The 22,053-nt window shown below is 44.1% G+C and carries 20 protein-coding genes; 7 read left to right on the forward strand and 13 right to left on the reverse strand.

All coding sequences use genetic code 11. The features are described 5' to 3' along the window. Positions 1-165 precede the first annotated feature (165 nt). Together QZV86_RS03230 and QZV86_RS03235 are read left to right on the forward strand one after the other, a co-directional pair. Positions 166-561, forward strand: a complete 396-nt coding sequence (locus tag QZV86_RS03230; RefSeq protein WP_295623978.1) for a surface-adhesin E family protein — start codon at positions 166-168, stop codon at positions 559-561. A 77-nt stretch (positions 562-638) separates the two neighbouring features. Then, entirely contained in the window at positions 639-992 is a 354-nt protein-coding gene (locus QZV86_RS03235) for a DUF488 domain-containing protein (RefSeq protein WP_295623980.1), read from the forward strand. Positions 993-1,087: 95 nt separating this feature from the next. On the opposite strand, the gene QZV86_RS03240 is transcribed toward QZV86_RS03235, so the two are convergent. The 11 genes from QZV86_RS03240 to QZV86_RS03290 all read right to left on the reverse strand — a co-directional run bounded on the left by QZV86_RS03240 (position 1,088) and on the right by QZV86_RS03290 (position 12,504). Further along, entirely contained in the window at positions 1,088-1,624 is a 537-nt protein-coding gene (locus tag QZV86_RS03240; protein ID WP_295623982.1) for a YaeQ family protein, read from the reverse strand. A 70-nt stretch (positions 1,625-1,694) separates the two neighbouring features. Further along, a complete protein-coding gene (locus QZV86_RS03245) occupies positions 1,695-2,339 on the reverse strand; it encodes a DUF2959 domain-containing protein (protein ID WP_295623984.1) in 645 nt (214 codons plus the stop codon). Between the two features lie 62 nt (positions 2,340-2,401). Then, the gene (locus QZV86_RS03250; RefSeq protein WP_295624041.1) at positions 2,402-4,396 is read right to left on the reverse strand and encodes a diacylglycerol kinase family protein; all 1,995 of its coding nucleotides are present in this window, start codon (positions 4,394-4,396) and stop codon (positions 2,402-2,404) included. A gap of 26 nt (positions 4,397-4,422) precedes the next feature. After that, positions 4,423-5,655 carry a CDP-alcohol phosphatidyltransferase family protein gene (locus QZV86_RS03255; RefSeq protein WP_295623986.1) on the reverse strand — a complete coding sequence of 411 codons (1,233 nt, stop codon included), beginning with the start codon at positions 5,653-5,655 and terminating at the stop codon, positions 4,423-4,425. 102 nt (positions 5,656-5,757) lie between these two features. Continuing rightward, positions 5,758-7,122, reverse strand: a complete 1,365-nt coding sequence (locus tag QZV86_RS03260; RefSeq protein ID WP_295623988.1) for a TrkH family potassium uptake protein — start codon at positions 7,120-7,122, stop codon at positions 5,758-5,760. A gap of 2 nt (positions 7,123-7,124) precedes the next feature. Beyond that, positions 7,125-7,778 (reverse strand): TrkA family potassium uptake protein, encoded by a 654-nt coding sequence (locus QZV86_RS03265; protein WP_295623990.1) that lies wholly within the window; start codon positions 7,776-7,778, stop codon positions 7,125-7,127. A 65-nt stretch (positions 7,779-7,843) separates the two neighbouring features. Continuing rightward, positions 7,844-8,902: an LPS export ABC transporter permease LptG gene (lptG, locus tag QZV86_RS03270; protein ID WP_295623992.1), complete on the reverse strand. Its 1,059-nt coding sequence runs from the start codon at positions 8,900-8,902 to the stop codon at positions 7,844-7,846. Next, a complete protein-coding gene (gene lptF / locus QZV86_RS03275; RefSeq protein WP_295623995.1) occupies positions 8,902-9,984 on the reverse strand; it encodes an LPS export ABC transporter permease LptF in 1,083 nt (360 codons plus the stop codon). Before lptF ends, lptG begins: the two co-directional genes overlap by 1 nt. Next, positions 9,981-10,793 (reverse strand): nucleotidyltransferase family protein, encoded by an 813-nt coding sequence (locus tag QZV86_RS03280; protein WP_295623997.1) that lies wholly within the window; start codon positions 10,791-10,793, stop codon positions 9,981-9,983. The genes lptF and QZV86_RS03280 overlap by 4 nt, the downstream gene beginning before the upstream one ends. Beyond that, positions 10,790-11,941: an N-acetyltransferase gene (locus QZV86_RS03285; protein ID WP_295623999.1), complete on the reverse strand. Its 1,152-nt coding sequence runs from the start codon at positions 11,939-11,941 to the stop codon at positions 10,790-10,792. The genes QZV86_RS03280 and QZV86_RS03285 overlap by 4 nt, the downstream gene beginning before the upstream one ends. Positions 11,942-12,033: 92 nt before the next feature. Then, complete coding sequence (locus QZV86_RS03290; RefSeq protein WP_295624002.1) at positions 12,034-12,504, reverse strand: hypothetical protein; 471 nt, start codon at positions 12,502-12,504, stop codon at positions 12,034-12,036. 551 nt (positions 12,505-13,055) lie between these two features. On the opposite strand from QZV86_RS03290, the gene QZV86_RS03295 reads away from it, so the two are divergent. The 4 genes from QZV86_RS03295 (at position 13,056) to folE2 (ending at position 16,960) form a co-directional block, all read left to right on the forward strand. Beyond that, positions 13,056-13,319, forward strand: a complete 264-nt coding sequence (locus QZV86_RS03295; protein ID WP_295624004.1) for an exodeoxyribonuclease VII small subunit — start codon at positions 13,056-13,058, stop codon at positions 13,317-13,319. Further along, positions 13,309-14,202, forward strand: a complete 894-nt coding sequence (locus tag QZV86_RS03300; protein WP_295624006.1) for a polyprenyl synthetase family protein — start codon at positions 13,309-13,311, stop codon at positions 14,200-14,202. Before QZV86_RS03295 ends, QZV86_RS03300 begins: the two co-directional genes overlap by 11 nt. A gap of 41 nt (positions 14,203-14,243) precedes the next feature. Continuing rightward, positions 14,244-16,088 (forward strand): 1-deoxy-D-xylulose-5-phosphate synthase, encoded by a 1,845-nt coding sequence (gene dxs, locus QZV86_RS03305; RefSeq protein ID WP_295624008.1) that lies wholly within the window; start codon positions 14,244-14,246, stop codon positions 16,086-16,088. A gap of 65 nt (positions 16,089-16,153) precedes the next feature. Next, positions 16,154-16,960: a GTP cyclohydrolase FolE2 gene (folE2, locus tag QZV86_RS03310; RefSeq protein ID WP_295624009.1), complete on the forward strand. Its 807-nt coding sequence runs from the start codon at positions 16,154-16,156 to the stop codon at positions 16,958-16,960. 1,266 nt (positions 16,961-18,226) lie between these two features. On the opposite strand, the gene QZV86_RS03315 is transcribed toward folE2, so the two are convergent. After that, on the reverse strand, positions 18,227-19,831 hold the full coding sequence (locus QZV86_RS03315) for an ABC-F family ATPase (protein ID WP_295624011.1): 1,605 nt from the start codon (positions 19,829-19,831) through the stop codon (positions 18,227-18,229). 1,259 nt (positions 19,832-21,090) lie between these two features. On the opposite strand from QZV86_RS03315, the gene QZV86_RS03320 reads away from it, so the two are divergent. Continuing rightward, positions 21,091-21,231: a hypothetical protein gene (locus QZV86_RS03320; protein WP_295624013.1), complete on the forward strand. Its 141-nt coding sequence runs from the start codon at positions 21,091-21,093 to the stop codon at positions 21,229-21,231. 14 nt (positions 21,232-21,245) lie between these two features. On the opposite strand, the gene QZV86_RS03325 is transcribed toward QZV86_RS03320, so the two are convergent. Further along, positions 21,246-21,710 (reverse strand): hypothetical protein, encoded by a 465-nt coding sequence (locus QZV86_RS03325; protein ID WP_295624015.1) that lies wholly within the window; start codon positions 21,708-21,710, stop codon positions 21,246-21,248. Between the last annotated feature and the right edge of the window lie 343 nt (positions 21,711-22,053).

Below are 22,053 nucleotides of genomic sequence, written 5' to 3' on the forward strand. Positions count from 1 at the left end.
GGATGCTAAGAATAGTTGAAAACCCCAGCAGTTGAAACTGTTTAATGGCAAAATGCCTTACATTTATGGTTTTGTTGCAGAAAGGCGGAACCTATCCGAGTTATCCATAGCTTAGACACTCTGTAGAATGAAAAGACAGATCAAACGAGCAAATCATAGCAATTAATGATGAAGAAATATTTATCGGTACTATTCCTGCTATTCCTGCTATTTATTGCCATGCCTGCACAAGCCAAGTGGATTAAGTTGGATATGACTGCCAAACAAGGAGAAACCCATTATTTTGAACCTGAAACAATACAGAAAAATGATCGGTTCAGAAAAGTTTGGGTACTTTCCAGCTACGATGAGAAGCAAAAAGGAGGGCATCATGCAGTTAAAACTTTGTATGAATTCGATTGCGCTCATCACAAATCCCGTTCACTCACGATGTTGTTGTATCCGGATAAACAAGCCACAGGTAGGGTGATTGGTGCGCACCATGAAGAATCCAGAGACTGGTTTGGTTTTTCGGCTAATTCTATGTTTTGGCATATAGCGGAGACGGTTTGTATTGATTGAGTAGGCTTTAATCAAAACAAATGTTAGTTTACTCAATTCGATCATTTTTCTTGCTACCAATTTACTTTGGTAAACTAGTGACTATCCTGCTTAAACGAGCATACGAACCATTCGCGCCAAGCGATGGATTTCGAATCCTTGTGGATCGGCTTTGGCCGCGAGGAGTTTCCAAGTACTTGGCACATATTGATTTATGGCTTAAGGAAGTGGCGCCAAGCACTCCTCTTCGCAAGTGGTTTAGTCACGATCCATTGAAATGGATCGAATTTCGAGATCGTTATTTTCTGGAACTTTGTCATAACACGGAGGCGGTTGAGCAACTTGTCGGGCACGTGCGCCATAATGTGGTGGTTACACTCGTATACGGTGCGAAGGATACGGAGCATAATCATGCTGTGGTACTCAAAGAGTATCTTGAAAATATGAAGTGACTGACAAGCCAGGGCGGCATTTCTGAAGCTGATCTAACTCAGATATTGGGAATTGAAGGATAATTCAATCTCAAGAGTTGAGTCGCATTAAAGAATCAATTAACGCTTAACGATACCCAGTCCACTTCACATTCACCCGATTCTGTAGCTATATAAGCAGATTCCTCGAAAATCGTGACAGAGATATCCATTGTTCGTTGCGCTAGTTTTGCCAGGGTTTGGATGTTGTGCCATTGAAACTGGAAAATAGCTGCCGTCAATGCATTAAATTTGGCTTGTTCTTGTGTCCACCACACATTCGATTTGGAGTTAAAACTGTATACTTTGACAGTCTGAGCGAGCCGCGTAGCTTTTTTGATTCGATCCGGGGCAGGCTCGCCGATGTCGATCCACAATGCAATTCGGCCATCCGGAGTATGTGCCCATAGATCAGGTTCTTCCGCGGTGCTTAATCCTTTAGTAAGCGCGAGCGACTCCTGGGCATTAATGCAAAATGCGAGCATGCGCGCCATCATACGTTCAAGTGTTTCGGATGGGTGCTGGGCGATGGTCAGGTTGAGCGTGTCGTAGTAATTGCGATTGAGATCCGTTAGTGCAATCTTGAATTTATAAATGGTTGGTTTTAAAGCCACTGGTGTTTCCTGATTGCTGGGAGTGTCGGAACAGTACCTGATGAGCTATTCCGAAGTTTCCTGAGATGATTTATTTTTCCATCGTGCTGATAAACGCGTTGGCTTCATTGATCGATCGTTCCATCGAAGCAATGAGTGCGGATACATCAGACTTAATCGTGCCCAGTTCATTCTTGAGTGAGGCAATCGCGCGTGCATTCAAATTATGCTTGAGGAACATGACTTGATCCTGGAAAACGCGCAGGATTGGTTCAATCTTGGCCTCGGCTTGTTTCATCGAGGCAATTAATTGGTGGTAATGCGCTTGCGTGGTGTCGAGTTTTTTTTGGCTGCTTTGTTTCATTGATGCATTGCTGTATTGCGTGATTTCTTGTTTCCATTCGGTAAATAATGCTTCAGAAACGCTTTCAATATCAGCAATGCGACTGTTAACTTCCTCGGCTTTGCTCACGCTGTCTTCATAGGCATCATTCAGCTTGTTATAAGTGGCTTCGAGATCGCCGCCTTGAAAGTTGGTGGCGGCGGTGAATTGTTCTAAGGCGGACTTGAACTGCTCCTTGGTTTCCTCTTGCGTGTCACGCGCTTTCTCAACTCGATAGACCATGACGTCCCGTTTGGGAATGCCGACTTTTTCCAAGCCTTCGAGATACATCGTGGTGCAAGCGGTCAGCAGCAAGAGAACCGGAAGTAAGAATAAGCGATTTAAATGATTCATAAATATCTCCCTAAGAAAGTCCAGTTTGTGAGTATATACAGCGCAGCGGGTGATTAATCTTTCTAGCGTACCACGCCGCGTCTTAATAACTGCCAGGCTACCTTTAAGCCCCACAGAATAGGATGGCGGCGTAATTTCGGCGTGACTTCCACGCGCACACCGGTATGCCGTTCAATTTTCCATGCGGCATAATCTACGCTATTACTAAATGTTAGTGTAGCTTTGGATAAGCGCAGGATGGAAAGGATTCTTCCCTGCCAGCGACGCCAACGCCAATGCCATAACGCCCGTTGCTGCATTTCTGGTGTGGTTAGACAGCGATATTTCCCATTGTCTTGTTTTTCTAATATTCCTTCCAGCATGGGGCTCGCGACATCGGTCAGACGGGTAAATGCATCCAGGTTAGTTTGGGCCAGATGGCGTGCGCGTGTCTCCCGCTCAGCACGTAATTCAGCTGCATAGGTGAGCATCAGGCAGCGAGTCCAAATTTCTTCAACATTAATGATGCCAGCGTCGATCGTTACGACACCTGATTTCAGGAAATTAATCACAGCATGGGCTTGTGCTACATAGAGACGTTCCCGTACGGCATCATCACGAAAATACAGCATTCTCGATGGCTGCGCGAAGCGCGCCCAGATATACGGATGAAACCAGAATTGCGCGCCACGTTCGAAATCCTTGGTTGAAATAACGGCGTATTTGGCGCGTAATGTGCGTTCTTGATACGGTACTTCGAGATAAAAAACATTGGGTGCCAGCCAAGTGTTTAAATTGGCTAAATATCGCTCGGGATAAGCTTGGTAGTAGCTGTTAACGATGACATACAAATCGACAATACCTTCGTCCAGACTGACAGCGGAATGCAGGCAGGATCCATAAAGCATTACGGCATCCAGTGATTTACCGAAACGCATCGTAAGGGAATCTATCAAAGGTACAAGATCAGGTGATGTTTCCTTGTTGTTTTCCCAAGAAACTTCGTTAATCAGCCGAATGGGTAGTTGTTGGGTGGACAGTGGTGTAGAAGAGATCATGGTGCTAGCGGTGTCCTTGAGTACTAAAAATGTAATGGGATTAGTTGCGGTAATTCGCAGGGGATTCTGTGTATTGATTGATTGATACAATTCGCCGTCCACAATGTATTCATCATTCATGTGTACAGTCAAAGCGGAGGTGTTATGGCTATAGTAGCCATCTTTTTCCTGTAGCACCTTCCCTCCACCCGAAAGTAGCGGCCACAATGATCGCCACAAGCGCTTGGATTGCTGATCAACCCATGTTGCATGGAGTGGTTCTGATTCTTCGCCCCAATAGGGACGGATATTGAGCAACAGACAGTCCAATGCACTGACGAGTGCAAATAAATAGGTGCCCTGGTGAATCCGACCATTTGCTTCCGTCATTGTCATTTTGACAGGCATCCACTCCTTTTGCTGGCGGCCTAGTATCATTCCGGTAATGATGCCGACAAGGGATCGTAGCATAATCAGGAAGGTAAAAATGCTACCGGTGATTCCGATTTGCTTTACCGAGCTGCGCGAAAATTTGACGCCGCGTGCGACCAGTCCAGCGGCAAAGAACATGCCGTAAATGGGGTTTGTTCCTGTTTGCTCGATACGCAACACCGGGCGTTGTACCAGTTTGGGCACGGTTGGTTCGAGCAGATAGTCATGCAATTGCCGGATGATTTTTTCCGGTTTACCACGGACTCCAAGATCCAGCGGTGTCATGTTGGTGGTTCCGCCAGGAACAATCATGATGAGTGGCCATTGTTCAGGTGGCAGTGACGTGAATAGATGACCGAAAATAGCGTGTGTGGTGCCGTCTCCTGCAACGATGATCAGCAAGTCTATTTTTACTCGGATGAACTGATTAATCGCAGTTTTAAAACCGGGAGCATCGCTGGCTTCATATATGAGAATACTTGGTATTGTCTCCAATGCTTGCCGGATGGCTAGGCTGTGTTTACGTACTTGACCGCCCATAGGGTTAAGTAGGCAACCGACCTTGGCTGTTCCGGCTGTTATGCGATCAATCCGCGATTGTAAAGTCATCAAGTGTTGTTGTAAGTCGTTAAATTTCAGGATAGCGGGAACGGTTTCCTGAGATCAATCGGGGCGCGCGTAAAAATTCTGACAGCGAGTATTTCCCGGTCACGTGTTGGATCGACATCCTGTAACCAGGATTTCAGTGTTCCTTCTGCATTTTTGGTTCGCCAAGCTATTAGCACGCGCCATGCGAGAAACACGGTCGAAATCAAGTGCCAGAACACGACCAGGTACAATCCGATATCCGGACGATCAACCCACCAACCATAGCTAAGAAAGAGTAGATTGGGGTTGCGTCGGGCTGTAATCAAGCGATTAAATGAATCCAGTTTTTGCCAGATAAACATATCAAACGGCGCTAACCATAGTTGAAAGGTGCCTTCGCACAATCGTCCGCCGATATAACCTAGAAACATCAGTGCCATGAAAATTTCCAGACCGGGAATAGCTGTTTGTGTCCCCGCTAATCCCGCTCCCCATGCCAGGTACCATAACGGTGGATGGACAATATCCAGGCCGTGATCCAGGACGTCTCCAATACGGCTTGAAGTGACTGTGACCCGTGCCAATTTTCCATCGACTGTATCGAGGAAAGTCATGAGCCATCCCATCAACAATCCAATGCCGAAGAACCCCGCCCAGAATGCCAGCCCGGTTAGAATGGCAAGTACGATGCTGAGATACGTTACGTGATTAGGTTGCCAGCCCCGGCGCACGCAAAAATGTGTAGTCCAGTATGCCGGTAATGGCCAAATCCATTTAGTAACGAGATCGGTGACACCTTTGTATGATCCGGAGAATAGTTCTTTTTCCAGTAATGAGCGATTCTCCTCGCTGATAGACAGTATGTACGGTGGGTCTTTCTTTTTTAGATTCTGTTGAAAGTCAATTTTCAAATCATTTAAATCAATTCGTGGCATGGTCAGCAACACGAATTTATAATTTTGACTTTTGTTATTGTTAAGATTTTTAAGTAACCGCGATGCCTGGTTACCATCGGTGCGTATCGCAGCCGGGCAGCCTTCTTCACTGTATAAAGCGATTCTCTTATCCAGTCCGAGCAATGCCGAAAGCACGCGTGCATCAAACAGGAAGTTGGCATTCAGGAATAATGCATTGGCATGCATGGGGATTTTCTCGACATCATCGACAAGAGTGACTTGTTCGTGTGCTTTCAGCATGCGTTGCAAACGTTCGCGCCCTGTTAATCCCCAAATGGTTATTTGATTGTCACCGAAAATATGAATATAGGTTGAAATCGGCATATGGTGTGGTGTAATAGTTATTGGGTTGTATGTTTATAAGTATCTTTCAGCTAAATGTTTTTTGGTCGCCAACGGATCAAAAATTATTCTTGATCAATAGAATTAGCCTACCTGTATATCTGCATTGGCATATTTAATATGTTTTTTCTTCGGAGTGGCTAGAAAATACGCGAAAGTTAGTGGTCCTACACGACCAACGATCATCATAAATATAATCAATATCTGCCCTCCCAGGCTCAACTGAGCGGTTAGTCCTCTGGATAAACCTACAGTGCTGAGTGCGGATACTGCCTCGAAAGCAATGTCAATAAACGGTGCTTTTTCAATTGCAGTCAATATAAAAATTCCAATAAATATTATGATAATAGATACAATTGCTAGTGCTAACGCTTTCATGACCTGTCGTTGCGGTATAGTACGTTGCAATATAACCACCTCATCTCTACGACGCAGGAAGGTATAAGTGGCCATTATTAAGACCACAAATGTACCTATTTTAAGTCCACTGGCGGTGCTTAATGAGCCCCCGCCGATAAACATTAACAAGATCATCAGTGTTGTTGTGGCATTAGTCAAGTCTTCGATAGCTAGGGTATTAAAACCTGCTGTCCGAGGTGTTACCGCCTGAAACCAAGAGGCTATTGCTTGATCGGTGATAGACAAATGGCCTAATGTTGCTGGGTTTTGAGCTTCGAGAATCCAGATAAGTACAAATCCAGAGAAATTTATAATTAATGTGCTGATTAATACAATTTTGCTATTCACGCTTAGCTTATGCCACTTCTTTTGTGTTTTGATATCTATCAATACCAGAAAACCAATGCCGCCAATAATAAAAAGTGCGGTGATTACTAAGTTGACCGATAAATTGTCAAAATAAAGCATAAGACTATTACTATTTAGCGCAAAGCCAGCATTATTAAATGCTGAGATTGTATAAAAAAATGCATGGTAGGCAGCTTTGCCTAGTCCCAAGTCATCTATCCAAATTACAGCTAGCAATATAAACCCGACTAATTCGATTAACAAAGAGTAAATCAATACATATTTCGCAGTGTGAGCAACTTTTTCCAGACTGGTTTGATTAAATGCTTCTTGCGCAATCATTTGTTGGCCAATTCCAAGTTTTGTACCTAAACTTAATACCGCAACAATTGCAAAAGTCATGAAGCTCAGTCCTCCTACTTGAATCAGCAGTGCAATGACGATTTGGCCAAATAACGTAAAATGGGTGCCTGTATCGAGAACTACCAAACCCGTAACTGTCACTGCTGAAGTTGCAGTAAATATAGACTGTAACCAACTGGTTTCAGCATGCGTAGCGAATGGTAGTTTTAGTAGTAGGGAGCCGATTGCGATGAGCAAAATGAATCCGAAAAATAGAGCAGCTGGAGGACTAATGTTAAATACGTATTTTTTTGCTGCAGATATTTTGTAAGGCGAAACATGGGGGTCCCATAGTTTCATGATTAAGCTAGCCTTGGTGCGATTGTTTTAAGCGCATTTAATGATCCTGCTAATACGAGAGAGTCATCTGTTTCCAAGATAAAGCTCGGTTCAATCAGCTTAAAGATGGTTTTTTTTCGCCGCACGAATAAAGGATCGATAGAGTCTTTAACTCCTCTTAGCAATTCTGTAATTGATATGCCCTTACATTGCTCAGTTATTTTAATTTCAACTACATATAAACTATGACCAATCGGCATGTACTGGTTTACCATAGGGTAACTGAGCGATTGAGCCACTTTCATGCCTATTTCTTCTTCAGGATGGATGATTCGGGAAACTCCGATTCTGGAGAGTATGGTATGGTGTGGTTTTGAAGTGGCTTTGACCCAAATTTCTTTGATGTCCATGCTTTTGAGCAGCAGTACACACAATATGCTGGCTTCCAGACTTTCTCCAATTGCTACCAGTGCGGCATCACAGGTTATTATGTTCATATCCTTAAGCGCGTGTTCGTCCGTTGCGTCTGCTACTGCGGCAAGGGTCAATTGATCTGCTATTTGATTCACAATTTTCGCGTTAATATCCACGCCTATTACTGAATGACCAAGGCGCATTAATTCCAGCGATGCCGCTGAACCAAACCGACCCAAACCTATTACCGCAAAGTGTCCCATTTTTTCGTATTTGTGTAGTCTTAAGATTGCATCTTGGTGTGCTGTTTTCTACTAAAGTTTTTGGATCAATGAGTTTTACGTAGCCATAGATTTGCTACCATAATCATAGTAAAACCAGGCGCCAATGCAATCAGCGCTGGGTTTAATTGCAATATCAGCCCCGTATTTGCAATAATTTGATCGATTAAATAAACTGCAATACCAATCAACGAAGCAAATACTAGTTTGTTACTTAAACCGCTGCGAATCGATCCGAAAACAAAAGGAATGGATAATAACAGCATTGCGATGGTCATTAGCACACTACCGATTTTCCGCCATAGTGCTAGTGCGTAAGAATCTGCGTCCTGGCCGGTGCTGCGAAGAAATTCAACATGCCGGAACAACTCAAGTGGCGACAGACTTTCTGGTGGTTTGGTCAGTGTGGCGATGTCTTCCGGGCTGACAAAAGAAGCCCAGTTTAAAGTGTTATGACGAATGGCCGAGATTTGGTTGTTTTCGAAAGTTCTGACAATAACATTGCTAAGTTCCCAGGTTTCATTGTCAACAATCTCTGCGGTTTGAGCCTGGATATGTGCGGCTAAAAAATCCTCTTGATCCAGTTGCAAGATTTCAATATCGGCTGCTTTTTTATTGTGGATGATTTGACCGATGCGCAGAATATTCTTCTCATTGCGGGTCCAGATTCCCAGGTTTCCGCCGAGTTCAGCACTTTGTTCCAGTGCAATAGCTCGATAAGTAATTGCTTTTTGTTGTAGTTGCGGTGCAACAAATTGTTCTAAAATGGCAACGCCCAGCAAGAGTAAAATACCGATACTTAAAGGTGCGATGCTAATGCGCCAGGGAGAAAGTCCAGCAACTCGCATGGCAATCAATTCTGAATGTATCGCTAGTTTTCCAAGTGCCGAGACAGTGCCTAATAAAGCCACGAAAGGGGCGATCTGAATAAATCTGCGTGGCAACAGCATAGCGGTATAGAGAAATGCATCACTAATACGATAAGTGCCTCTACCTACATCATCTAATTCCTCCAGTAAGTCAAAGAAACTGAAAAGCGGCAATAATACAGCGATGGCAATCAAGAAGCCGATAAAAACTTGAATTGAGATATATCGATAAATCATTATTCCGGGCGCGATAATTGTTTTTGTCTAACAATCAGGGCATAAAGGATAAGCGCAAGAAGCATGAGCAGCTCTAGCCACCATACACCGGGTATGCTGCCAACAGTTTCTTGTTCAACCCAGGTTTTTGCTAACCCGCTTAGATTGTAGTATGCGGCGAAAATCAAAGCAGCAATGAGATAGGTTTTCTCCGTTTTATCTTGACGTGGAGCAGCGGCGCGAATAAAAGTTAAGGCAATCAGTGCCAGTAGTATGGTAGCCAGCGGACGTGAGATACGCCATTGTAACTCTGCGATATCACGCGGCAGATCGGACTCCCACAGTGTTCTTGTCGCGGCTGCTTTGCGCCGGTAATTCATAACAAAATCATTATCGATGAAATACATCAATTTTCTGAACTGAATGACATCATCAGTGCTGGCCGTGTTGGTTAATTGGTAAATGACGCCCTCTGATAACTGAATGTGCGGTCTATCGTCTTCAGTTGTTGGTTTAATCTGTCGAGCTTGCTTAGCAATGACGATTTCACTGACATCAGGTTTCTTGATGTAGTGAAAAATATTTTGCATTTGTTTATTGCTATCATCTTTATTACGCACATAAATGACTCTGCCACTTTTTTCGCTACCATAAAACCGTCCGGCTTGGAACCGGTTAGTGTTGAGTTCCGCCTCGGCTTGTGCGTCGAGGACATAACTTTCTCCGTAGGCCCAAGGACGAACATACGATGACAGCATGCCGCTGATGATACCAATCGGTATAGCAACGGTCAGTACTGCAAGAACGATACGATTGCCGCTGATACCTACTGAACGGATAACATTCAGTTCTTGATCTTTGTTGAGTCTGCCTAAGCCAATAATGACTGAAATGTAGAGAGCAATGGGGATTAGCACTTCCAATGCGATTAGAGTTTTTAAAAAAACCAGTTTAATTAAACCGGCGATTCCTAATGTTTCTGTGACGGCTCCAGCTAGAAGCCTGGCGCTGCTGAAACTGGCGAACAATCCGATCAGAATGAGAATGACTACCGTGAACGGTAGCATTATTTCCCGTGCAATGTAGCGCTCGATTAATTTCATGAATCTGCTTTGAGTATCGATTCAGCTAGCGCTAAGTCTTCGACTTTATCCACGTCTACTCCTGCGCGTGGGTCATCCTGCATAATTGCTTGTATGCTTACTCCTGATTTTTCCGATACGGCTGTTAAGGCCTGGTGCAAGGTTAAGGATCCGAATAAATAAGACAATACCGTTTTCAATCCCAGTACCTGTGCAATTAAGCGCCATGGGTATTTACGTAAATCTTCTGCTTTGCGCCAGAATTTGACTATGGGACGACCTGATGGTTTGAAAGTAAATAGATTGCAGCCACAAAATCCACCGTCTCGTAGACGAATTACAGTGCGCTTGGAATTTGGGAATGCAGCCGCAATAATGTTTTGATTGATTGCGCCGACTGTGGCATCACTTTTTGCTGCTAGTGATCTTTGCAAGAAATTCTGCACAATGCTGGGTGTGAGCAGAGCGTGGTCGGCAGTGGTTAATAATACCGGTGTGTCGCTAGGTACTTGACTCAGGCCACTCTCAGTGCTGCGGCTGGGGGAGTCCAGATTGGGGAGCCAGCTTACTTGCCCTGAAGCGATGCGCTGTTTTAATTCCGGGCAATGGACGTGTAATGATTCCGGTGGGCCGCATAAAATGATGGTGGAGATTTGCTCACAAGCCATCAGCGTATCCAGAACACGGATAATCATCGGAATGCCATCAACCGGCGCAAAGGCTTTGCAGGCTGCGCCAGTATGTTGCGTGATAGGGTCCTTGCCGGTACGGTCAGCGGCTAGAACCAGCGCGACAAATTGCTGCGATGTCGGATTGGGTGCATTACTCATAATATTTTTTGGTAGATACGATAGCGTTTGTGCTGCTTACTACCAATAGTGTCGAGAATGTTGCGCATTGCCATGTTATCTTCCAGTATCCATGACATTTCAACCTCCTGAATGCCACGGGCAATAGTAGCCTGTCGGGGCGCGTCGATGACCAAACAAGCTAATGCCAGACCAATGGGTGTATTGTGAAACTGTTTACGTACGCCCATCAGCGGTATACGGCCTGAACGAATCTCATGGTTTCTAATACTTTTGATGATCTTGAGCCAGCCGAACGGAAACAAGCTTCCGTTCAATTTAGCTAAAACTTCGTTAAGATTGGGTAACCCCACCATAAATGCCGCAGGTTTGCCATTGACCTCGGCAATTTGGAGGAATTCGTCTGATACCAGCAGGCGCAGACTACTTCCCAATTCGGCAAATTCTTCTTGCGTAAATGGAATAAACCCCCAGTTTTCAGACCAGGCGTCGTTGAAGATATCACGCAGCACTTCCATTTCTTCATCAAATTTATGGCGTTGTATTGTGCGTATTGTAATTTTCGAGGAAAATCGATTAATCAACATCTGCATCACGCGTGGTATTTCAAAATCAACCCTGACGCGGTAAGCCAATAAATCTTTTACTGGATGATATTCCTGCTCCGCCAGTAAACGGTCATACCAGCGTGCTGAGTGCGGCATCATGATCACAGGCGGCGTATCGAATCCATCCACCAATATGCCGCATTCTTGATTTATCGAAAGATTAAACGGGCCGCTGATACGCCGAATTTTCCGGGAAGCTAACCATGCTTCCGCGTTAAGTATCAACGCAGCAAATACTTCCGAATTGTCGATACATTCCATCAAACCGAAGTGACCGCTGTCTGTGCCGTAGCGTTCCTGGTGTAATGAATCGATTTGTGCGCTGATACGCCCAACAGGTCGATCGTCTTGAAATGCTACCCAGGCTTGCCATTCGCCATGTTTAAAAAAAGGGTTGTAACGAGAAAAATGAAAGCGTCGTTCCAAACGCAATGGCGGCACCCACATCGGGTCATTAGCGTATATGTGCCAGGGCACATCAATAAACTTACTCATGTCACGATATGTCACCACCGGTCGCACCGTCACTCTGGGATTGCCCGGTTTATCGTGTTTAATCATGGTACATAGTAAGCGTTGTTTTGATAATTATGCTGTGAAGAATTAACTATGACAGTTTTTTGCTATTTTGATTGGAGGCTAAGGAAATATTATTATAATTCAGTATGTTTTAATAGTTTTGAAATTAGCTTCTGAAAAATTTCTTTTGGATCGGATTCCTGCTTGGCGGATTGATTGTTTTCAGTTGCTCTTTGCTCAGCTATGGCAATTTTTTCATCGGTAATATCGCGACAGAAATCACGGAAATTGTTCCAATCTATGTTGTATTCGCGTAAGTTATCCTGTGGAATGAAAACGCGGAGTACCTCAAAATTTTGATGCATTTCCGGTAAACGGGATGTGAGGTAATGGTTAATATTTTTTGGCCACCGTTTGTGCTCTGGGTACATATCGGCCAACTCTTTTTCAAAGGTATAACGGAAATTATCGACGGCCAAAGCGCGGCGCTTACGGTTAACAATATCTACCATAATGGCTACTATCCCCAATAAGCCAAATAATACAAAAGGCCATAGTGGGACAGTTTCAAAATATCCGGAGATTTGATCAATATATTCGTTCAAAGTCGTCCCTAGTTTCTAGTTAATAAATGTATTAGATAAAATATTTCTGTGTTGAAGCAATATACCGTCGTATCTTGCCATAGTAAGGCACATGGATCAATATGGGCATTTTCACGTATTCCGTTTTAACAAGTATTGCCGAATTAGTTGCTCCCTATCGAAAATGTGTCTGATGAGCAGCAATCGTTCAAATGCCAATTTTTTTCATTTAATTTTCACCTTTGCGCTGCGATATTAAGCGCACTCAGCTCAATTTATAGGATCTTCGTTGAATAGTTGATTAACGAACTCTTATATCAGTCAGTTATTCTTGTTCGAGCGCGAAACCAGGAGTTTATCAAGCTTCTAGAGGTGAATTTTAGTTTTTGACAAAGTAATGGCTATTCTTCATGCTAGCAGTTCATTGGGTTTCTCAGCTGGTTATTGTTAACCTATAACAGTGATATTTGTTGTAAGCCCAAAATTTGCATTGACCTAATAGTGCTAATTGCGTTATTTTTACTAGTTTTGTAATCGCGGAAGATAAGCGCCTAAATTATATCAATCTTGTTATGGTACCCAAAAAGCCTAGTAGTAGTAATGCCACTTCATCTCAACCCGAAAGTTTTGAGGCTGCATCGGCTGAACTTGAAAAAATAGTAGTGGCTATGGAAGCCGGGCAGATGTCACTGGAAGCTTCACTTTTAGCTTATCAGCGCGGCGCAGAGTTGTTGCAATATTGCCAGGATAAATTGCAAAATGCGCAGCAGCAAGTGCGTGTGCTTGAAGCTGGGAAGTTAAAAAACTTTACTCGATCTGATAGCGATGAGTCCTGATTTCCAAAATTGGGCGAGTAGCTGTCAGGCGCGTATCGAAACATTTTTGGAAGCGAGATTGCCGGCTACCGATTGTGTTCCTGAACGGTTGCATAAAGCCATGCGCTATTCGGTGCTGGGTGGTGGAAAGCGGGTGCGTCCATTATTATCATTTGCGGCGGGCGAGCTTGCCGGCGCTGATTTTGAGCGTGTAACGATTGTAGCTGCTGCAGTGGAGCTGATTCATGCTTATTCTTTGGTGCATGATGATTTACCTTGCATGGATGACGATATTTTACGTCGAGGAAAACCCACCTGTCATATCGAATATGATGAAGCCACTGCGTTGTTGACAGGCGATAGTCTGCAAACGCTTGCATTTGAATTGTTGGCGGAAAAGCCTCTGGCGGATGTGCCTGGGACGCAACTGGAGATGATCGCGCAGTTGGCGTTGGCATCGGGTTCTCGTGGTATGGCTGGAGGACAGGCATTTGATCTGGATAGTGTCGGTAAGATGCTGAGTTTGCCAGAACTGGAATTTATGCATATCCATAAAACCGGCGCATTGATTCGTGCTGCCGTGATGTTGGGTGCGCGGTGCAATAGCTGTTTGAGCAGCGAACAATTGGCTAGGTTGGATCATTTTGCTAAATGTGTCGGTCTGGCATTCCAAGTGGTTGATGATTTGCTGGATACAGAGGCAACAACGGCGACATTAGGAAAAACCGCTGGAAAGGATGCTGAGCATAATAAACCAACTTATGTCAGTATTCTGGGCATTAGTCAAGCGCGTGGGCTGGCTGAAAAACTGCAGCAGGATGCTTATCAGGCTTTGGATGGTTTTAATGAAGCTGCGTTAAGATTGCGCCAGGTAACTGATTTTATAATTAAACGTGAATTCTGATTCCAAGAATTTTTTCTACATTTTCTATTTTCAGGCATTGAATGTATCCATTGTTAGATACCATTAACTTACCCTTCCAATTACGCGAATTAGAGCAAAAGAAGTTATCGCAGTTTGCTAAAGAATTACGAGGTTTCTTGATAGATTCAGTCGCAAAAACGGGTGGGCACCTATCTTCCAACTTAGGTACGGTTGAATTAACTATTGCCTTACATTACGTGTTTAATACACCTCATGATCAATTGGTTTGGGATGTAGGGCATCAGACGTATGCGCATAAAATTTTGACGGGTCGTCGCAATGGCATGAATAAATTACGCATGCAAGATGGGTTGGCTGGTTTCCCACGTCGAGATGAAAGTGAATACGATGCATTCGGTACTGCGCATTCGAGTACTTCGATCAGTGCTGCGTTGGGTATGGCGGTTGCTGCGCAATTAAATCGGACTGATCGGCGAGCTATCGCGATTATTGGCGATGGTGCCATGAGCGCAGGTATGGCATTTGAAGCGCTGAATAACGCTGGCGTGATGGATGCGAATTTACTGGTTATCCTGAATGACAATGACATGTCAATATCCCGCCCGGTAGGAGCGCTTAATAATTATCTGGCCAAGCTGATGTCAGGACGATTTTATGCAACCGCGCGGCGTGCAGGTGAGAAAGTATTGGGGGTTGTTCCGACTGTTCTGGAATTGGCCAAGCGTGCCGAGGAGCATGTCAAAGGTATGGTAACACCGGGTACTTTATTTGAGGAATTCGGGTTTAATTATATTGGGCCGATCGATGGCCATGATTTGGATGTATTGATTACTACCCTGAGAAATATCAAGCAACTGGAGGGCCCGCAGTTTCTGCATGTAGTAACTCGTAAAGGCGCGGGCTACAAGGTTGCGGAAGAAGACCCCATTTTGTATCACGGTGTGGGGAAGTTTGATCCGAAAAAAGGGATTGTGGCTAAAGCAAATGGCAAACCCACCTATACACAAATTTTTGGCGATTGGTTATGTGATATGGCGGCGCAGGATTCTCGTTTGATCGGCGTGACGCCAGCAATGCGGGAAGGCTCAGGGTTAGTCCGTTTCTCTCAAGAGTATCCCGAACGCTATTTTGACGTGGGCATAGCTGAGCAACATGCTGTCACATTCGCGGCAGGTGCAGCATGCGATGGCTTAAAACCAGTTGTGGCGATTTATTCAACCTTTCTGCAGCGCGCCTATGATCAATTGATTCATGATGTGGCGATCCAGAACTTGCCTGTGATATTTGCCATCGATCGGGCTGGTTTGGTCGGGGCAGATGGGCCAACGCATGCGGGCAGTTTTGATTTAACCTATTTGCGCTGTATTCCGAACCTGACTGTGATGGCGCCTGCAGATGAAAATGAATGCAGGCAAATGTTGTATACGGCCTTTAAACTGGACACGCCAACGGCCGTTCGCTATCCCAGGGGAACTGGTGCGGGTGTACAGGCTCAAAAGGACATGCAGGCATTGCCTATAGGACGGGGAGAGATCCGACGTCAAGGGGAAAAAATTGCTTTGTTGGCTTTTGGCAGCATGTTGACACCTTGCTTAGCTGCAGGAGATGAACTGAATGCCACAGTGGTGAATATGCGTTTTATTAAACCGCTGGATGATGATCTTGTGGCATCGCTGGCTGCCAGTCATGATTTGTTGGTGACGGTGGAAGAAAATACCGTGATGGGAGGTGCTGGCAGTGCTGTTATAGAATCGCTTAGCAGCCAGCAGATCCAAGTCAGATTGCTGCAACTTGGATTGCCGGATATTTTTATTGAACAGGGCGATCATGCGCAGATGCTCGCAGACTGCGGATTAGACAGCGGCGGCATTATCAAATCAGTACGAGCAGTATTGCCTGAATAATCATTACAATCGATCAGTTGCTTGATTTGCTGTTAGCAGGAACACTTGGTCGTACAGGAGGGAATATGAATAAACAGATAGATATGCCAATCGCCGATGTGCAGAGCTCATTGGACACCCGGCGCATAGCAATAGATCGAGTTGGGATTAAGGCGATCCGTCACCCTGTGGTTGTGGCCGATAAAGATGATGGTGTGCAACATACTGTGGCGGTTTTTAACATGTATGTTAATTTGCCACATAATTTCAAAGGCACGCACATGTCTCGCTTTGTTGAGATCCTCAATAGTCACGAGCGGGAAATCTCGGTAGAGTCATTTCAAATCATCTTACAGGAGATGATTACAAAGCTGGAGACGGATTCTGGTCATATCGAAATGACTTTTCCCTATTTCATCAATAAGTCGGCGCCTGTTTCACAAGTTAAAAGCTTACTGGATTATGAAGTGACATTCATAGGCGAGATTAAAAACGGTGAATATCTATTTACCATGAAAGTCATCGTTCCTGTCACCAGCCTATGCCCTTGCTCCAAGAAGATATCCAATTATGGCGCGCATAATCAACGTTCGCATGTCACCATCTCTGTGCGTACTAATAGTTTTGTGTGGATTGAAGATATTATCCAGATTGCTGAGAATAATGCATCATGCGAGCTTTACGGTTTGCTGAAAAGGCCAGATGAAAAATATGTGACCGAGAAGGCATACGATAATCCAAAGTTTGTTGAGGATATCGTAAGAGATATTGCGGAAGTGCTGAATCATGATGAACGGATTGATGCGTATGTTGTGGAGTCGGAGAATTTTGAGTCAATTCATAACCATTCCGCGTATGCGTTGATTGAGAACGACAAGAAGCAGCGTGGGTAGTAATGGCGTCGTGGTTGCACTAAGCTAACAGCCGATTTTTGCGCAACTTCAAAAATTTTATCCGATCAGTAAAACTTCCACAAAACGCTGACCACCTTTTTTCAGTAAGAACAGGCGGTTCCCAAAAAATTGGCCTCCCTGCGTCGAATAATGTATGTCATCAATGGAATTTTTCCTGTCTTTGTGTGTGCGATTCAGGTATTCACATTTCATCATTGATCGTTTCGAATTTCCCTAATAACGGCGGCAAATCGTACTGTAGTTTTTTGAGTAAAGCGTGATTCTGCTTGTCTCATGCATGCATGAACTGGAATCATCGCAGCAGGATGATTCACAAAGTCTTACGGCTGGAACTGTTTTTCTGAAGAGTTCAGTGACTAGGATGATAACGAGGAATTGGGCTTGTTCGTGAAGGCATGGCGCCGAAATGATTAGGTGATTGATCATCAGAGCGCACATACACTATTTACCACTGTGCCTGAGAGTTCTGCATGCCAATCAAGGCGCTTACGGCTTTATCAGAAATTAGAATTCCGTTCGATTGATTGCGCGAAATATCATATTGTGATGGAAGTATAGTGACTGATCGTTGCGAATTGTATTGGTGCTTATTGTGGGGTTGATGAAGTTTGATATGATAAAGTTTAATGGGCATGCCTTTATCAGCATTGACAAGTGCTATGAAGGATTACTGAACTCTGGAAGTTTAATCATGGTTAAATAATTAATAGCCTATGTTCGAAAACCATAAAAAGAATGCCGATCGTAAATCTGTGGAGGATATGGAAAAGTATTACAAAGAATTCCATCACAAGTGCGTATCTTGGTATATCACTATTATGGGTTTCTTTATTGCCGGAGTCATGGCAACGAAAGATGAGTCACAGAGCGCATCCCTATACATTTTTCCGTTGTTAATGTTTGCATTTTTTGTTTTTATTTTTTTTCTATATTACTTATTATTGTATTCATCCCGCATCAACATTCTCAGGAAATACCTAATTGATGATTATTTCCCGCCGCAATGGAGGGAGGTTCATAGAAATGTCACTGCTGGATTTCATGGGGCTGGTGATATGTTGTTTATTCTTATTCTTCTTTTTATGTTTCTTGCACTAGCTGTAACTTCATTTCTTAAATTTTCACTTCATAGTCACTTGATTAAGTTTTTTTGTGGTTAATTCGTCTGAGATCTTCGCGCACAAGCGAAGGGCTATCTACAAGACAAATATGGAAAACCAATGAGAAATTGGAATGTATCGTAAATTAATCAATCCCCTGTGATCTCAGATAATCTTCATAATTACCTTTGAAGTCATTAATGCCATCCGGCTTCATTTCAAGAATCCGCGTCGCCAGTGAAGAGACGAATTCACGGTCGTGTGAAATAAAAACCAAGGTACCGGTAAATTTCTCCAGTGCGCTATTCAGTGATTCGATGGATTCCATGTCCAGATGATTGGTCGGCTCATCCATCAGCATAATATTCGGTTTTCGCAGAATCAACTTGCCAAAAAGCATGCGCCCCTTTTCTCCACCGGAAATCACACGGGTGGATTTTTTGATGTCATCGCCTGAGAATAGTAACCGACCCAAGGTGCCGCGTATCGTTTGATCGTCATCATTACCTTGTCGCCATTGATCCATCCATTCGGTCAATGGCAATTCTTCTTCAAAATCAGCCGCATGATCTTGCGCATAATAGCCACGGCGCGCCTTATCGGGCCATTTGATCTCACCGGAATCCGGCATCAGATCACCGGCAAGGCATCGTAGCAGCGTGGTTTTTCCGATGCCGTTGGGGCCAATGATGGCGACTTTTTCGCCAGCTTCGATGTCAAGGCTTAAGCAATCGAATAGGGGTTTATCCAATCCAGGGAAACTCTTGCTGATTGCTTTGATGGAAACGGCCAGACGATGCAGTTTATCCCTGTCATCCACTTCAAAACGGATAAAAGGATATTGGCGACTGGATGGCTTGACATCCTCCAGTTTGATTTTCTCAATCTGCCGTGCGCGACTGGTTGCCTGTCTGGCTTTCGACGCATTGGCGGAGAAACGACTGACAAACGACTGCAAATCGGCAATTTGTGTTTTTTTCTTGGCATTATTCGCCAACATGCGCTCGCGCACCTGGGTCGATGCAGTCATATAGTCATCATAGTTGCCGGGATAGATTCGTAGCTCACCGTAATCCAGATCAGCCATATGCGTGCACACGCTGTTCAGAAAATGCCGATCATGCGAGATGATGATGATGGTGTTTTTGCTGGTATTGATGACATCTTCCAGCCAGCGGATCGTATTAATATCGAGATTATTGGTGGGTTCATCCAGTAATAAGATATCCGGATTGGAAAATAACGCCTGTGCCAATAATACGCGCAACTTGAATCCCGGCGCAATCGCGCTCATCAATCCCTGATGCTGGTCAGAGGGAATGCCCACCCCAAGCAATAGTTCTCCGGCGCGCGCCTCCGCCGAATAGCCATCCAGCTCGGCGAATTGCGACTCAAGCTCGGCAGCATGCATATATTCTTCTTCGGTGGCATCCGGGTTGGCATAAATGGCGTCACGTTCCTGCTTGATGTGCCATAATTCCGCGTGTCCCATCATCACCGTATCAATCACCAAACAATCTTCAAAAGCGAATTGATCCTGGCGCAGCTTTCCCACGCGCTCGCCGCTATCAACCGCGACATTACCGGAAGTGGGTTCAAGATCTCGGCCTAGAATCTTCATGAATGTCGATTTGCCGCAACCATTGGCGCCAATCAAACCATAGCGATTACCGTTACCAAATTTTACGGAAACATTTTCAAAGAGCGGCTTGGCGCCGAATTGCATGGTGATATTGGCGGTTGTAATCAAAGTAGGTACCTGAGGATGATGGTTGCAACAAAGGGGGGCATATTCTAAACGTTTTTCAACAGGTTTGCTGGGTTATGGTGGATGTTAATATCAATTGCATAAAACTGAGGTTGAAGGGTATGCTTTGCAAGTATGGAATTTTTGGAATGGATCTAATATCTTCCGGCGATGAAGCTAAAAACAGTAGAAATATTATAAAAAATAATGATATAGAATGAATTCTGTAGAGCTAGTTATTACATCTGACGTAATATTTATATCATTTAGCAACGTCTAAATATAGTTATGCACAAAAAACCATGAGCCATAGGAATATTGAATAGAAATATGTTTCATTTGCTAGTTGCTTATCAGGGGTGGCCAGATTCTGGTGGAACATTGTCAACGAGCCGATTTTATATTAGAGAAGACGATCCTGTTGGCAGTAGGTTTTGTTCAAACGGTCAACTTAATCTAGAGAAACTAAAACAATATCCTGCACTTTTAGTTACTGAAACGGGGGGGGAGTGGGCCATAATTTGCCAAAGTGGCTCATATCATAAATGTTACGTTCGGACGCTCAGAGGTATCAATTCAGTACGCAGTTGATAATAGTATTTTTCTAATCTCCAACGCTGAGTTGGAAGGCCACTCGGTTGAGTTACGTCTAGGGCGTTTCGGTTTATCGCATACATGTTGGAGCGTATGTGATGTTGACTTATATAAGCTGCTACTACAGAACCAACAAAAAAGGGTTGTTAGTCCAAAGGTATTTTCTCTAGAAGCTGCATACGCGCAGGATGAAAACCTTGTTTCTATAATGATGCCCTTTAGTGCTGATTTAATCCTGTATACGTAGCCCTGCAGCAAGCAACAACCTCAATAGGCTTTTCTTGCATACGGGCAAATGATATTTGGGAGCACCATGCAATAATTCAGGATATCGTAAACATCATTGCTAGAGCCAAGGTTGTGGTTTGCGATTGCTCGGGAAAAAATCCTAATGTTTTCTATGAGGCGGGCATTGCTCATGCAATAGGCAAAGAAGTGATACTAATAACTCAATCTGAGCATGATATACCTTTTGACCTTCGCCACTTACGCCATATCCGTTATTTGCCAAATGGCGAAGGGCTTGCTGATTTATCAACGTCATTGCAAGCTAAGTTGCGTTCAATAAGAGGCTGGTAAAAATGCATAACTCGCGTAAGGCGGAAGTTATATATGCTCAAATCACGGGCATTACACTGGAGCAGAAGACGTACTGAGGTGGTTGTGTCATGGCAACCAAGGTAGCGGGTCTTGAATCAATACCTGTCATCAGAATCATCACGGTTAGTGAGGATGACATTGAGAATCCCAACATCGTTCTAACGTATTCCTATCCGGTACGATCCGAAATAATTCACGCTGTGGCTTAATGACGATTATCGAATTACAAATAATGAAAAATACCGATCAATGAGATGCCTCCAGTGGCATAGATGAGCGGGCTGTCCCAGGTATGAGGAGAAAAAGCTTCCGCTAAGGTAATCACGATCGGCATTAGCAGTAGTGCGGCGACTAACTGAGCGGAATTGAAATAGGGGTGAAATGCCAGTATGGCAATAACCGTCGTTATCCATACGCATGCGCTGCCCATATAACTACGAACGTACTTTTGCTGGGTAAACAGCGCATAAGTCGTATATTTTCTTGTGCCGAATCTTATCCCGACGGGTTCCGCCAGACCGTCACCGACGCCATTGGCAATAATGATGATCATGACGAGCGGTAGCATGTCGCGGCTTTCGAAGTAAGCCAGCAACGGGATGAGTATAAAGTAGCTGGCGATAAACTGTGTGTAAAGCCAGATCAATGTGAATGGTCTATCTTCCGGCCTGTCAAACGAGCAAAACATCACAAAAAGTACCCTGATCCTATTGCGTAAGGGTGCGATAAAAAATGTCAGAAAAATGAATACGCAGATGATATCAATGAAAAATGTTGTTGCGCTATAGGGGTATTCAATGACGGATGATAGTAAAGTCGGAAGAAAGGAAAATGCGAAATGATTGATTTTGCGCGTGTAGTTAACTTTGAAATTTCGATGAATGACAAGTAATCCGCACGCATAATAATGCGTAGAAAATTCCGTGATGCAACCAATATTCGAAGGGGATAGGCATGTGCGGATCGGCTATAGTTGTATCTGTTTATACGCTAACGATAGCAATTTACCAAATCGTATTTCAGCCGGTTTA

This window comes from uncultured Nitrosomonas sp. (assembly GCF_902826915.1).
Lineage (GTDB): Bacteria > Pseudomonadota > Gammaproteobacteria > Burkholderiales > Nitrosomonadaceae > Nitrosomonas.

What these genes read in the sequence shown, in the direction of transcription:
- QZV86_RS03230 (WP_295623978.1), top strand. Translation starts at nt 166, where the DNA reads ATGATGAAGAAATATTTATCGGTACTATTCCTGCTATTCCTGCTATTT.
- QZV86_RS03245 (WP_295623984.1), bottom strand. Translation starts at nt 2,339, where the DNA reads ATGAATCATTTAAATCGCTTATTCTTACTTCCGGTTCTCTTGCTGCTG.
- QZV86_RS03250 (WP_295624041.1), bottom strand. Translation starts at nt 4,396, where the DNA reads ATGACTTTACAATCGCGGATTGATCGCATAACAGCCGGAACAGCCAAG.
- QZV86_RS03255 (WP_295623986.1), bottom strand. Translation starts at nt 5,655, where the DNA reads ATGCCGATTTCAACCTATATTCATATTTTCGGTGACAATCAAATAACC.
- QZV86_RS03260 (WP_295623988.1), bottom strand. Translation starts at nt 7,122, where the DNA reads ATGAAACTATGGGACCCCCATGTTTCGCCTTACAAAATATCTGCAGCA.
- QZV86_RS03265 (WP_295623990.1), bottom strand. Translation starts at nt 7,778, where the DNA reads ATGGGACACTTTGCGGTAATAGGTTTGGGTCGGTTTGGTTCAGCGGCA.
- lptG (WP_295623992.1), bottom strand. Translation starts at nt 8,902, where the DNA reads ATGATTTATCGATATATCTCAATTCAAGTTTTTATCGGCTTCTTGATT.
- lptF (WP_295623995.1), bottom strand. Translation starts at nt 9,984, where the DNA reads ATGAAATTAATCGAGCGCTACATTGCACGGGAAATAATGCTACCGTTC.
- QZV86_RS03280 (WP_295623997.1), bottom strand. Translation starts at nt 10,793, where the DNA reads ATGAGTAATGCACCCAATCCGACATCGCAGCAATTTGTCGCGCTGGTT.
- QZV86_RS03285 (WP_295623999.1), bottom strand. Translation starts at nt 11,941, where the DNA reads ATGATTAAACACGATAAACCGGGCAATCCCAGAGTGACGGTGCGACCG.
- QZV86_RS03295 (WP_295624004.1), top strand. Translation starts at nt 13,056, where the DNA reads ATGGTACCCAAAAAGCCTAGTAGTAGTAATGCCACTTCATCTCAACCC.
- QZV86_RS03300 (WP_295624006.1), top strand. Translation starts at nt 13,309, where the DNA reads ATGAGTCCTGATTTCCAAAATTGGGCGAGTAGCTGTCAGGCGCGTATC.
- dxs (WP_295624008.1), top strand. Translation starts at nt 14,244, where the DNA reads ATGTATCCATTGTTAGATACCATTAACTTACCCTTCCAATTACGCGAA.
- folE2 (WP_295624009.1), top strand. Translation starts at nt 16,154, where the DNA reads ATGAATAAACAGATAGATATGCCAATCGCCGATGTGCAGAGCTCATTG.
- QZV86_RS03320 (WP_295624013.1), top strand. Translation starts at nt 21,091, where the DNA reads ATGGCAACCAAGGTAGCGGGTCTTGAATCAATACCTGTCATCAGAATC.
- QZV86_RS03325 (WP_295624015.1), bottom strand. Translation starts at nt 21,710, where the DNA reads ATGTTTTGCTCGTTTGACAGGCCGGAAGATAGACCATTCACATTGATC.